10 protein-coding genes are annotated in these 12,628 nt (G+C 47.3%); 6 read left to right on the forward strand and 4 right to left on the reverse strand.

The genetic code is table 11. From position 1 onward, the window contains the following. Positions 1-24 precede the first annotated feature (24 nt). Positions 25-1,575 (forward strand): multiple monosaccharide ABC transporter ATP-binding protein, encoded by a 1,551-nt coding sequence (gene mmsA, locus MHH57_RS05600; protein ID WP_209949679.1) that lies wholly within the window; start codon positions 25-27, stop codon positions 1,573-1,575. Further along, the gene (mmsB, locus tag MHH57_RS05605) at positions 1,559-2,722 is read left to right on the forward strand and encodes a multiple monosaccharide ABC transporter permease (RefSeq protein ID WP_039269462.1); all 1,164 of its coding nucleotides are present in this window, start codon (positions 1,559-1,561) and stop codon (positions 2,720-2,722) included. The genes mmsA and mmsB overlap by 17 nt, the downstream gene beginning before the upstream one ends. Before the next feature lie 105 nt (positions 2,723-2,827). On the opposite strand, the gene MHH57_RS05610 is transcribed toward mmsB, so the two are convergent. After that, on the reverse strand, positions 2,828-3,727 hold the full coding sequence (locus MHH57_RS05610) for an SDR family oxidoreductase (protein WP_069011529.1): 900 nt from the start codon (positions 3,725-3,727) through the stop codon (positions 2,828-2,830). Between the two features lie 76 nt (positions 3,728-3,803). Beyond that, entirely contained in the window at positions 3,804-4,556 is a 753-nt protein-coding gene (locus tag MHH57_RS05615; RefSeq protein WP_165144548.1) for an MBL fold metallo-hydrolase, read from the reverse strand. A 159-nt stretch (positions 4,557-4,715) separates the two neighbouring features. On the opposite strand from MHH57_RS05615, the gene MHH57_RS05620 reads away from it, so the two are divergent. After that, positions 4,716-5,141 carry an Lrp/AsnC family transcriptional regulator gene (locus tag MHH57_RS05620; protein ID WP_165144551.1) on the forward strand — a complete coding sequence of 142 codons (426 nt, stop codon included), beginning with the start codon at positions 4,716-4,718 and terminating at the stop codon, positions 5,139-5,141. A gap of 249 nt (positions 5,142-5,390) precedes the next feature. On the opposite strand, the gene MHH57_RS05625 is transcribed toward MHH57_RS05620, so the two are convergent. Beyond that, on the reverse strand, positions 5,391-5,867 hold the full coding sequence (locus tag MHH57_RS05625; protein ID WP_209949678.1) for a GNAT family N-acetyltransferase: 477 nt from the start codon (positions 5,865-5,867) through the stop codon (positions 5,391-5,393). 133 nt (positions 5,868-6,000) lie between these two features. On the opposite strand from MHH57_RS05625, the gene MHH57_RS05630 reads away from it, so the two are divergent. Further along, on the forward strand, positions 6,001-6,915 hold the full coding sequence (locus MHH57_RS05630) for an EcsC family protein (RefSeq protein WP_209949677.1): 915 nt from the start codon (positions 6,001-6,003) through the stop codon (positions 6,913-6,915). Positions 6,916-7,016: 101 nt separating this feature from the next. Here MHH57_RS05630 and MHH57_RS05635 read toward each other — a convergent pair whose 3' ends face one another. Further along, entirely contained in the window at positions 7,017-8,285 is a 1,269-nt protein-coding gene (locus MHH57_RS05635; protein WP_029516140.1) for an MFS transporter, read from the reverse strand. 356 nt (positions 8,286-8,641) lie between these two features. On the opposite strand from MHH57_RS05635, the gene MHH57_RS05640 reads away from it, so the two are divergent. Both MHH57_RS05640 and MHH57_RS05645 read left to right on the forward strand, forming a co-directional pair. After that, positions 8,642-10,633, forward strand: a complete 1,992-nt coding sequence (locus MHH57_RS05640) for a copper amine oxidase N-terminal domain-containing protein (protein ID WP_342434929.1) — start codon at positions 8,642-8,644, stop codon at positions 10,631-10,633. 209 nt (positions 10,634-10,842) lie between these two features. Beyond that, entirely contained in the window at positions 10,843-12,612 is a 1,770-nt protein-coding gene (locus MHH57_RS05645) for a phosphatase PAP2 family protein (RefSeq protein WP_342434930.1), read from the forward strand. Positions 12,613-12,628: the final 16 nt, after the last annotated feature.

Here is a 12,628-nt window from a genome sequence, read left to right on the forward strand (position 1 = left end):
ATCCAACCGAAAGGAGCGTATCCCATGACTGGAATCATTTTGGAAATGAAGGGAATTACCAAAACCTTTCCCGGCGTGAAGGCATTGGAAAATGTAAATCTCAAGGTCAAGGAAGGCGAAATCCATTCCCTGTGCGGTGAGAACGGTGCGGGTAAATCGACGCTGATGAAGGTACTAAGCGGTGTATATCCGCATGGAACCTATGAAGGGGATATTGTTTTCCAGGGCAAAACGTGTGAGTTCAAGGATATCAAGCAGAGCGAGGAACTAGGCATTGTCATTATCCATCAGGAGCTGGCGCTGATCCCGTACCTCTCGATTGCGGAAAATATTTATCTGGGCAACGAACGCGCCAGTGGCGGCGTGATTGATTGGAAAGAGACTTTTGTAGGGACACGCGATCTGCTGTCCAAGGTCGGTTTGAGTGAAAATCCCAATACATTGGTTACGAACATTGGGGTCGGGAAGCAACAACTGGTTGAAATTGCGAAAGCGCTCTCTAAAAAGGTAAAGCTGCTTATTCTGGATGAACCAACAGCGGCATTGAATGAGGATGATAGTGAAAATCTGCTTAATTTGATGCTGGAATTTAAAAGACAGGGCATTTCCTGCATCCTGATCTCCCACAAGCTGAATGAGGTCGCGAAGGTGTCAGATTCGATCACGATTTTGCGGGACGGAAAGACGATTGAGACACTGGATATGAAGAAGGATGAGGTTACGGAGGATCGGATCATTAGCGGGATGGTTGGACGTGATCTGACCAGCCGTTATCCAGAGCGTCATGCCGAGATTGGCAAAGTCGTTCTGGAAGTGAAGGATTGGACGGTGTATCACGAGCATCATGCAGACCGTAAGGTGCTGGATCAGGTGAATTTGAACATCCGTCGCGGTGAAATTGTCGGTATTGCCGGACTGATGGGAGCGGGACGGACAGAGCTGGCGATGAGCATTTTTGGCAAGTCGTATGGACGTAACATCTCTGGTCAGCTGATTAAAGACGGCAAGCCGATCCAGAACAACACGGTTACGGACGCGATCAACAACGGCTTTGCCTATGTGACAGAGGATCGCAAGGAGTATGGCCTCATTCTGATGGATGATATCAAGCGTAATATTTCGCTGACTGGCCTGAACAAGCTGACGAAGGGCGCTGTCGTCAATGAGCAGGAGGAAGTCGTCATTGCAGAGGAAATGAAAAAAAGCATGAACATCAAAGCGCCGAGCATTTTACAGAAAACGGGTAACCTGAGTGGTGGCAATCAGCAGAAGGTGGTGCTGAGCAAATGGATTTTCGCCGGGCCGGATATTCTGATTCTGGATGAGCCGACACGCGGCATTGATGTGGGTGCCAAATATGAAATTTATACCATTATTCATCGACTTGCCGCTGAAGGCAAGGGAGTGCTGGTCATTTCGTCCGAGCTGCCAGAGGTACTAGGTTTGTGTGACCGGATTTATGTCATGAATGCTGGGCGGATCACTGGAGAGGTTAGCCGTGAGGGCGCGTCGCAGGAAACGTTGATGAGATATATGACCAAGTCAGGAGGCGTGAAGCATGGAAACCATAACTAAACTATTTAAAAATAACATCCGCCAATATGGCATGATGATTGCGCTGGTCGTCATTATGATTTTGTTCGAGGTGCTGACGGGCGGCCTGCTGTTGAAGCCGATTAATATTACCAATCTGATTCTGCAAAACAGCTATATTCTCGTGCTGGCGATCGGGATGGTGCTGGTCATCATCACTGGGCATATTGATTTGTCCGTCGGCTCCATAGCCGCTTTTGTCGGTGCGGTTGCCGCCATAATGATGGTCGATTGGCAGCTTCCAGCATGGATCGCTGTGATTGCATCTTTGCTGGTCGGAGCGTTAATCGGCGCATGGCAAGGGTTCTGGGTCGCTTATGTACGGATTCCGGCATTTATCGTTACATTGGCGGGAATGCTGCTCTTCCGTGGATTGACCATGATTGTGCTGGAAGGTCAATCGATCTCTCCATTTCCGGGGGGCTTCCAGAAAATCAGTTCAGGCTTCCTGCCGGATTTTTCATCTACCGGTTATAACCTGGTATCCATCATTGTCGGCATTGCACTCACGGTATGGTTTATCGTGAACGAACTTCGCGAACGTCGTTCTCAGCTTAAATATGGATTCGAGGTTCCGTCACAAGCTTTATTTGTACTCAAGTTGATTGTGGTAGCTGCGGTCATCAATCTGTTCACCTTCATGCTCGCGAGCTACGCGGGGATACCTAACATTCTCGTGCTGCTGTTCATACTGATCGTTGTGTACTCCTTCGTCATGAACCGCACGATTATGGGACGTCATGTGTATGCGTTGGGTGGAAATGAAAAGGCAGCGGGTCTGTCCGGTGTCAAAACGAAAAAAGTAACGTTCTGGGTATTCGTCAACATGGGGGTGCTGGCCGCCATTTCCGGTCTGATCTTTGCTGCACGTCTGAACGCGGCTACGCCGAGAGCGGGTACGAACTTCGAGCTAGATGCCATCGCAGCCTGCTTTATCGGTGGAGCTTCCGCATCCGGCGGGATCGGAACCGTTTTTGGAGCCATTATCGGTGGTTTGGTCATGGGCGTACTGAATAACGGTATGTCTCTGATCGGTCTGGGTATTGACTGGCAGCAAGGAATCAAGGGCTTGGTGCTGCTGCTGGCGGTTGCCTTCGATATTTACAACAAAAACAAAAGATCTGCTTAAGCTCAGATTCGGTATCGTAAAACAAGAAAACCTCCAGTTCCACTAGAAATGTGGATGCTGGAGGTTTTCTTGCTTGTTGGGTCTTGTGGCTATCAGCCAACGAAACTAAGTGGTGACCATTTGGCCGCCGTTTATATGCAGCGTTTGGCCTGTAATGTAGGAACCGTCATCCGAAGCCAGCAGCACATAGGCAGGAGCCAATTCATAAGGCTGCCCGGCACGCTTCATTGGTGTATTGCTGCCGAAGGTGCGAATGACTTCAGGCGACTGTGTGGCCGGATTCAGCGGAGTCCAGATCGGACCGGGCGCAATGGCATTCACGCGAATACCCTGATCGACCAGATTATTAGCCAAAGCGCGGGTGAAGCTGACGATAGCTCCTTTGGTAGCTGAATAGTCGATCATATTCTTTTGACCCACATAGGCTGTCACCGATGCCGTATTGACGATGCTAGCCCCAGCCCGCATATACGGCAATGCTTCTGTAGTCATATGGAAGAAGGAAATAATATTCGTATCAAACGTATCACGAAGCTGCTGCTCACTGATATCCAGATACGATTCGCGCACAAACTGAATACCTAGGTTGTTAATCAGGATGTCAATACGACCAAAGGTTTCCATCGTTTGTTGAACAACCAGACAGCAGTTGCTTTTTAGCCTTAGATCCCCCGGAATTAACAAACAACGTCGGCCAAGCCTGTGAATGACATCACGGGTTTCCATAGCATCTCGATGCTCATCGAGATAGGCAATGACCACATCGGCCCCTTCCTTGGCAAATGCCACTGCAACCGCGCGACCAATACCACTGTCCCCACCGCTAATAATCGCCACCCGATCCTGAAGCTTTCCAGTGCCGATATACTTTGGATTATCATAAATAGGGCGTGGAACCATTAGGTATTCCAACCCCGGCTGTCTATATTGATGCTGGGGAGGAAAAGTAATCGGAACTTCTTTACATTGGGTTTCTGTACCGTAATTAGGATATTGCCAATTCATCGATAATCCCTTCTTTATACGTTTTGAAATCCAATATATTCAAAATAGGCGCAAACGGTGACTCAGGACGATTGCCTTACTCCGAAACCGTCGCTCCATCTGCCGGAATATGGACGCGCCCCTTTAAACCTTCACGGTTGATATGTTCCGTAAGCTCTGAGCGAGTTAGTAGACAATGATTGATTGCTTCCATGTGGACAGCCACGATTTGTGTATAAGGGGCATGTTGTGCTACCGCCGTTACATCTTGGGCAGTCATAATAATGGGATCACCTACCGTAAACCGTGCTCCTCCAGCGTTCACAATTGTCCAGTCAGGACGGTATTTATCCAGTGTTTCCGCGACTTCACTGCACCAGATCGTATCCCCGGCCAAATAGACGACAGGTTCACCTGGTGCCTGAAAAACAAAGCCGGATACGGGTCCCATCTGCTCCCCGATTTCTCCGGTGCCGTGATGCCCGGTTGTACGGATAATCTCAATTTCTCCCACAGAACCAGCCAACGGAATCGGGGTAACCTGTGTAAAACCATCAGCAGTGATTTGTTCTTCATTTCCGGGCTGGCAGAAGACAGGAATTTGTTTGTCCAACCAGCGTACTGCTGCCGGGTCCCAATGATCGGGATGTAAATGTGTGACGATGACAACGTCAGGCTGTCCGAGTGCCTGCCATTGTGGCGGCAAGGGAACCAGCGGATTACGGCGGGCATTTTCCGTATTGGGGACCGGCGGATTTGCGCCAGCATCGCTCAACATCGGATCGATCAGAAATTTTATTCCAGCGTATTCCAGCCATAAGGTTGCGTTACGGATTAGTGTGATTTTCATATATGAAAGCTCCTTTGTGATGAATGTTATTTTTGACCAAGTGTATTTTCGGTAGTTCATTGTTTCTGTTACAATCATATCTGACGCAAGGAGCTACAGGCTACGGTTTGCTGAAAGGAAAATCAGCATTATCGTTTCATCATGAAAGGAAAAATAACTATGGAACTATTCGCACCTGATGACACCGATCTGCGCATTCTTCATCATTTAATTGAAGACAGCTCTTTATCGCACAAGGAGATCGGCCAGCTTGTTCATTTGACAGGCCAAGCCGTAGGGGCGCGTGTTCGAAGAATGCAGGATGCGGGCATTATCGAAGGCTATACGCTGCGCTGGAACCCTGAAAAAATTGGACAGACGATTCATGCCTTTATTACGGTTTTTTTGAATTCAGGAACGACTCACAGTGCTTTCCAGGCTTTTGCACGGGAGCATCCCTATATTGTTGAAATCCACCGGGTGAGTGGGGAGGGCTGTTATTGGATGCGGGTGCGCATGTCCTCACAGACAGAGTTAAATACCATGCTGGATGAGCTTACGAAGTTTGGTAATTACAAATTGAGTTTTTCAATTGGTGAGATTTAACGATAAAAGCTTTCGGCGTTGGTGCCGAAAGCTTTTCTATTTGGGCGAGGGCTATCGAGGTCAACTTATAGTGTGTGTTCAAAAAAACGGCTTTTCAGGACCGAGAAGGTTGGATGAAGCTAGGGACAGAGTAGCGGAGCGTAGACAGATCTACGTGAGCAACGGAAGGCCCGGCTGAATTCAAGATTCGACGTCGAATCCGCTTCTTGAATAGCTTCGTTATGGAAAGACGACTTTTTGAACAACCTCTTATAGGCTCATTTTAAAAATATGCTGCAAGCCGTGTTGACCCATTTTAGTGTCACCTTCATCTATAAAGCCGCATTTGCGATACAGACTTTGGGCAGACAGATTATGGGCATTGACGCCCAGTACAATCTCGCGAATATGTGGGAAGTGTCTGGCGATGAACTGTGGTAGTAGAAGCAGCCCTTTTTTGGCGAATCCTTGTCCCTGATCTGCGTAATGAATAGAGAACGCGCGTAGCAGCAGTGCCTCAGAAGTATTCGTATAGTCCGCTAATTCATCCCCATTGTATAAAATGAAAAATCCAACGGGTCTTCTAGTAGCCGTAATCACGACAGGATGGCGGTGCGGATCTTCCTTGGCCAGTATGAGCATTTCATCCGGCATTCCAGTAAACTGCTTCTGCTCCTCAGGTAAGTAGAAGGTATGTAAAATGGCATCATGCCCACAATGGTAAGGGACAAGCTCTACATTATTCATCATTACACTCCGATCTGTATGGATTTTTAACTTTCTTTATCATCTAGTTTGCTAAAAAAAGAAACCTGAACTCGCCTTGCTTACGTATTACCCATACATAAACTAGCATAGTCAAAAGGAGACGTCTACGCTTATGAAGCAGCTTACAGAATATCGGGAAAGCCAGGACGTATTGCGTCATGAGTTGAAGAATATTGAAAAATGGGAGAAGGAACAGAAGGACATTTTTTTCTGGGAAAAAATCGGCAGATGGCCTTTTATGTTGCTGGATCGGCTGACGCCCAAAATCATTAAAGACAAGCTGGAGCAACTCCTTAACGAGTTGGGTAGCTTCATTCAGAACGGCGGCAAATATTTGGTGAAGGAAGAAACGGTTCTGAACAGGCTGAAAAAGACGGCCCATGAACATGTCATTCAGCAAAATGGTGCAGATTCCGCTTCGGATACGCAGGACCTGCCTCGTGCCGGGGAAAACGTTGATTCAGAACATAGTGTCGAACCTATGTGGGAGTTGAAGCAGGCGGCTGAGCTCCCGCTAACCATCATGGATCGGACTGCCGACGATATGACATCGGCTCGCATTACCTTTGCCACCGCTCAGGGAGCAACAACGGGGATTGGTGGTGTGTTTACGATTGCGGCGGATATTCCTCTTTTGCTCGGCTTGTCGCTCAAAGTGCTTCAGGAAATAGCCTTGTGCTATGGCTTTAATCCCCATGATAAGCAGGAACGCATTTTTATTATTAAATGTATGCAATTTGCTTCATCCGATATTGTGGGGAAGAAGGCCGTATTAGAGGAGCTGGCTTTGTTCGATGATCCTTCACGTCAGGCACAGGTTTTTTCCCAGATGCAGGGATGGAGAGAGGTCATTAACACCTATCGTGATCAGTTTGGATGGAAAAAGCTGCTTCAAATGGTCCCGATTGCGGGCATTTTGTTCGGGTCTATCGCGAATCGAAGTGCTATTAGTGATGTAGCTGAAGCAGGGAAAATGCTGTATCGGAAGCGTCGGATTGTGATGCGTTTGGCAGAAGTAGAGAACTGATTGCAACTTAGGTATAAACGGGGGAATTTTTTTCGTGAGGAAACACGTGAGTTGGCTATAAAGGTGTGCAGCGGCCAGGATGGCCGCCACACGTTTGTCTGTTACACTTCGGCTCCATTTTCTTCCGCCCAGCGGTTCAGAGTTTTATCTGTAGGAAGCAGGAAGGTTAAGATGCCGAGCAGTGGCAAAAAGCCGCACAGGAACATGATGTGGGTGATGCCTACTTTGTCGATCCAGTTGCCGAGTACGAGTGCGCCTACACCGCCAAGGCCAAAAGCCAGACCTGTAATGAGACCGGACACGGTCCCGATTTTACCAGGCACGAGCATCTGCGCATATACGACTGTGACCGAAAAGCTAGATAGCATAATAAATCCGATAATCGCCAGCAGGATTGCCGTCCAGAATTGGTTAGCATAAGGTAGTGCCAGCGCGAGTGGTGCAGCTAATACCATGGACAGAAAAATCATATTGCGTTTACCAAAACGGTCCGCGAGCGGACCGCCAAAGAAGGTGCCCAGCGCTCCAGCTCCGAGGAACAGGAAAATGTAAAGCTGTGCATCAGCCAATGGCATTTTAAATACTTCCATCAGGTAAAACGAATAGTAGCTTCCGACCGAGGTCGAGTACCACGAACGGACGAATACCAGTAGAATGAGGACAATCATGGCAAACATAACGCGGTTACGCACTTCGGGCTTCATGCGGCGTGCCACCGCTTTTTTGCGTGCAATGCCTTCTGTACGTAGGACGTTACCGTACCAGCGTGCGATGAACGATTGCACCACAATTCCCGCTGCCGCAATACCTGTGAACCAGATCGCACCAAATTGTCCCAACGGGATAAAAATCCAGCTCGTGAGCATCGGCGCCAGCGATTGGCCCGCATTACCGCCAACTTGAAAAATGGATTGTGCCAATCCCCGACGCGGCCCGGCCGCCATATGGGAAACGCGCGAGCCTTCAGGGTGAAAGGCAGCCGAGCCCAGACCCACAAAGATGACTGCGATCAGCACCGCTTTATAATCGGCAGCATAGGCGAGCAACAGCATGCCAGTCAGCGTAAAGCCCATGCCGATGGGAAGGATAGCGGGCGTAGGCCGTTTGTCTGAAAACAAGCCAATCACAGGCTGCATGATCGAAGCTGTAAAATTGATCGCGAATGAAATCCAGCCGATCTGCGTGTAGTTCAGGCTCATAGATTCCTTTAAGATCGGAAAGATCGCTGGAATGACCGATTGAATCGAGTCATTGAACAGATGGACGAAACTGATCGCAATCAGAATCGCAAAAACGGTGCCTTTCACTTGCGGCCCTGGGAGGGGGAGCGATTGGCCCGTTTCATTTTTTGTAGCAGATTTACTAGTCATGGCAACCTCCGAATATGTATGTATATTTTAAGATATAGGAAGCGATCCGTTTGCAGCAAATGGCTGAAAGTGGGATGAAGGCCACCTTTACTCATTACTGCTTGCCCATCCTGCTGGATACTCTTCATTGCTCCATTTAGTTAGAATTTCTAAAATGGCATATCGAAATTCAAACATTTACCATCCCCAAAACCGATATATATGTGAGTATTTTGTATCAATCCCAAAAAGGCTTTCAAATCAGTAATATAGAGATCGAAGCGATCTAGTTCGTTTATATATTGTATTTTTGAGCGTTGGGAATGGAATTATGCAAGTTACTGATATGGAAATAGAGATAGAAAAGGGGAATCACGATGAGAAAAGCAGGGATGATTTTGCTGGCAGTATCCGTGGTATGTGGAGCGGTGGTGGGAACTACGTTAAACACTGGAGAAACAGCAGTAGCGGCAAATGTAACGACGAACAACACTTGGAAAAATGCTAAAATTATAGACGTGATCGACCGGAATAACTACATACTGGATGATGGTTCTTTATGGAGAAAGAGTATAGATGGCCCGGCTATTGAGAAATTGAATTTGAAGGGCATTACAGGCAGCAAAGACAAGAGTCAAGGTTATTATGGCTGGACTGAGGACGGGAAGGTAGCCATCTGGGATGATAACTCCGACCCAAAAGTGACGGCCCAATCTTCAGGAGTAAAGGAGATTACCGGAGAGGGTCTGGCTATTAAAACCGATGGGACGATCTCCTGGGGAAGAGAACAGGTCGAGGGAATATCGGATGCTATAGACGGTGATAAGGTAAGTACCTACTTTACGGTTCTTACTCGATCCGGTGATGTATGGTATTCCACAGGGTACGCAGAATCTAAGCCCCGCAAGATAGGTCATGTAGATGGTGCGCTTGATATCAAAATGAGTACGGCGTATGCTGCAATACTTAAGGAAGATGGTCATGTCACGATGCTGGATATGCTGACCAATGAACCGCCACGTGAAGTGGGAAGTGATATTACTTCGATATTGTGGAAAAAAGGTACACATGTCTTGATTACTGTACATCGCGACGGGACGGTATGGAGCTATGATCGGCTGAAAAAATATCCTGCGGTGCAACTTAGCGGGTTATCTAATGTTGCAAGGTTGGTTGATTCGCCTGACGAACTTTTTGCACAATTAAAGGATGGCTCTTGGGTCGGCTATAAGGACGGAACCACGACTGCGCTAAGTTTGCCTACATTAACGGGTATGTCCTTGTTGACGACCTCCAAAGAGGCTGCCATCGGCGATACGATTCAATTAAATGTACAAGAGACGTATTCGAACGGTTATCGACTAACACGTCATCCCGAAGCTAGTGAGATTGAAGTGGAGAAACCACAGGTTGCCGAGCTACAGCAGAATGGTTCCGGTACACTCAAAGTAAGGGGCATTGGCAGCACAGCCGTATCTCTGCGGAACGAAGGTATACCCTCTTCTTTTACACTAAAGGTATCGTCTGGCCAAACCTTGACCGGGGCGGCTATACTAAACGGCAGTGTGTATTTGCCTGTGCAGTCTGTGTTCAAGACGCTGGGTGGATCTGTTACCGTGGCAAACCAGGCATTTACGATCAAGCTGGGTAAAAACAATATCGTACTCCAAAAAGGGAGTTCCACCGCGATAGTGAATGGTAAACCTGTTGCACTGAAGGGCAAGGTTCAAACGGTTAACGGACAGGTTGTATTCCCGGGAACATTACTGACCGATCTGAAGTTGGGCGGATTCAAATGGAATCGTGACCGTCAGCAAGGCGAATTATCTGTGGGCGCTACCAAGCTGGTCATTGAGACGCCGGAAACGGCTAAAATTATCAAAGCCATTGATCTGGGTAGTCTGTCCAAATTAATTGGCAAAACCTATTGGGTCAATAACTTCTATAACGCTGGAGAGCGATTTGGCAAGGTAACAGTTAAAGACATCGAAGTCAGCACAGACCCGAACGGTGTTAAATCTTACGAAGTTATTTTCCAGGGGGCTAATGGCGAAACTTATGACACGTTTTCCATTATCGGAGCTTCACGCATTCCACAAATGCTGTCTGATTCCGATCAATTTCTAACTTACGATCCGTACAACAAATACCAATGGTCGCAAGCCATCTGGAACAAGATTAAAAATAACGAGGTAAGCTTGGGCATGAATACGACGCAGGTGCAGTTCGCATGGGGAAGCCCAACAGTCAGAGAAAAGGGGGCTGCTTCAAACGGAACTCAAATCGAAGCCTGGGTATACGGCAATCGTAGTCTTTATTTCAAGGCAGTAGCTTTCGTAAATGGCAAAGTCATAGAAGTATGGCTGTAGGGTAGCTGATTTTCTATAACGGTTTGAAAGAGGTATCTCCAGATTCGTATATACGAATCTTGGGATGCCTTTTTTTCATTTAACAAAACTAAGCTCTTAATTTAACAAACTTAAGATATGATTCTTTATGTCATACATCTTGTTATATAGATAATAGCTCCGTAGAGAAAGTATGAAGAGCACAAGAGAAGAGAGGATCTGATTTGAGAATGAAATCGCTAAGGAAACCATTATCAGTTGCATTACTATCTTTACCCTTACTTCTAGGTTCCCTGGGTGGAAGTTATGCGAGTGCAGCAACCCTACCAACAGCGGTAACTCCAACAGAACCGTCGTGGGGATATTTCGTAGATCATTATAAAAATAATAGTTCTGCAAATAAGACGGAAAGCTCTAATCCGACCCTCGGGTTGCTCTCCGAATTTAATAAGCTTTGGACTCCCGGCGCTACCTGGGATACAGGTGCCAAGCTAAACAGCAGCGTGCTGGACGCCAATATTCAAAAAGTGATTGATATCGCTGCCCGTCGCACTTCCAGTGAGGCCGATGCGGCTTATTTGGATGATCGCAGAAACCAGAGCTACAGTGTGATCGACGGGCTGGGTTCGCTCACTGATGTATATCGAAAGAATGCAGGTGCCACGACAACGATCAACGACATTCCGGCAGATGCCCTGACTAAGAAATACGAAGATGAGGGAACGAATGCTGGGAGTACAAGCTCCAATCTCGGCAACATCGTAAATCTGGTAAATACCTTGCGCGGAGAATATTCTACGACGAACCCGGCTAAGTCTTATTTTAGCTATCCTCGCCCGTTTCGCTGGAGCGATAACTCAGTAGTTGTTCCGAGCCTTATTCCCGCTCTCAAAGCTGATGCTACTAGCGATGGCGGCTTTCCTAGCGGTCATACCAATGCTGCGTATCTCAGTTCTATTGCTATGGCCTACGCCGTGCCGGAGCGTTATCAGGAACTGCTGACGCGAGCTTCGGAGCTGGGCAATAACCGTGCTGTTGCTGGTATGCATTCCCCGCTTGATGTTATGGGAGGGCGTGTCATGGCAACAGCGATGGCTGCTGCTATCCTGTCTGATCCAGCCAATAGCAGTTTGAAGAAAGCGGCTTATCAGGATGCTCGTAAACAACTGCTGTCTCAAAAAGGTACAGCTCCAGATCGGTTCAGCAATTATGCCACAAACAAAAAAAATTATAATCAACGATTAACATACGGATTCAGTCAGGTTAATCCAACCGCGACGCCTATGATAGTGCCTAAGGGAGCTGAGGTACTATTGGAGACACGCTTGCCTTACCTGGATAGCACACAACGTCGTTGGGTTTTGGCTACCACGGGAATTCCTTCCGGATATCCTGTACTTGATGATGCTGAGGGATGGGGACGATTGAACTTGTTTTCCGCTGCGGATGGCTACGGTGCTTTCGCCAATAATGTGACGGTGAATATGGACGCTTCCAAAGGTGGTTTCAATGCATTGGATCGCTGGCGCAATAATATATCTGGTGTTGGAAAGCTGACTAAAAAGGGAACAGGTACGTTGAAACTAATGGGCAACAATACGTATTCCGGCGGTACACAGATCGACCAAGGTACTTTGGAGGGAACTTCGGACACGGCTTTCGGAAGTGGCGGAATTACGAATTACGGGGGAACTCTTCTTAAAAATGCTTCTGGGAAGCTGATTATTGGCGGAAATTACAGACAATCTGCCAAGGGAACACTTGAGCTTAACCTACGCACTAAAAATGATGTGCTCAAAATAAAGGGAACAGCCATACTCAACGGAAAATTACGCCTGAACTTTTCTAACAAATATGTGCCGGCTAATGGTGCTACGATCTTAACTTATGCTAAACGAAATGGAGCATTTTCTTCCATTGAAACGGTAGGTTTACCAAGCAATTATAAAGTGAAGGTTATCTATACAGCTGACAGTGCTCAGTTGAAAGTCACTAAGTAAAACGTAAGTAACTCTC

Source organism: Paenibacillus sp. FSL H7-0442 (assembly GCF_038593105.1).
Classification (GTDB): domain Bacteria; phylum Bacillota; class Bacilli; order Paenibacillales; family Paenibacillaceae; genus Paenibacillus; species Paenibacillus polymyxa_D.

Coding starts and splice junctions, on each gene's coding strand:
- mmsA (WP_209949679.1), top strand. CDS start 25: ATGACTGGAATCATTTTGGAAATGAAGGGAATTACCAAAACCTTTCCC.
- mmsB (WP_039269462.1), top strand. CDS start 1,559: ATGGAAACCATAACTAAACTATTTAAAAATAACATCCGCCAATATGGC.
- MHH57_RS05610 (WP_069011529.1), bottom strand. CDS start 3,727: ATGAATTGGCAATATCCTAATTACGGTACAGAAACCCAATGTAAAGAA.
- MHH57_RS05615 (WP_165144548.1), bottom strand. CDS start 4,556: ATGAAAATCACACTAATCCGTAACGCAACCTTATGGCTGGAATACGCT.
- MHH57_RS05620 (WP_165144551.1), top strand. CDS start 4,716: ATGGAACTATTCGCACCTGATGACACCGATCTGCGCATTCTTCATCAT.
- MHH57_RS05625 (WP_209949678.1), bottom strand. CDS start 5,867: ATGAATAATGTAGAGCTTGTCCCTTACCATTGTGGGCATGATGCCATT.
- MHH57_RS05630 (WP_209949677.1), top strand. CDS start 6,001: ATGAAGCAGCTTACAGAATATCGGGAAAGCCAGGACGTATTGCGTCAT.
- MHH57_RS05635 (WP_029516140.1), bottom strand. CDS start 8,285: ATGACTAGTAAATCTGCTACAAAAAATGAAACGGGCCAATCGCTCCCC.
- MHH57_RS05640 (WP_342434929.1), top strand. CDS start 8,642: ATGAGAAAAGCAGGGATGATTTTGCTGGCAGTATCCGTGGTATGTGGA.
- MHH57_RS05645 (WP_342434930.1), top strand. CDS start 10,843: ATGAAATCGCTAAGGAAACCATTATCAGTTGCATTACTATCTTTACCC.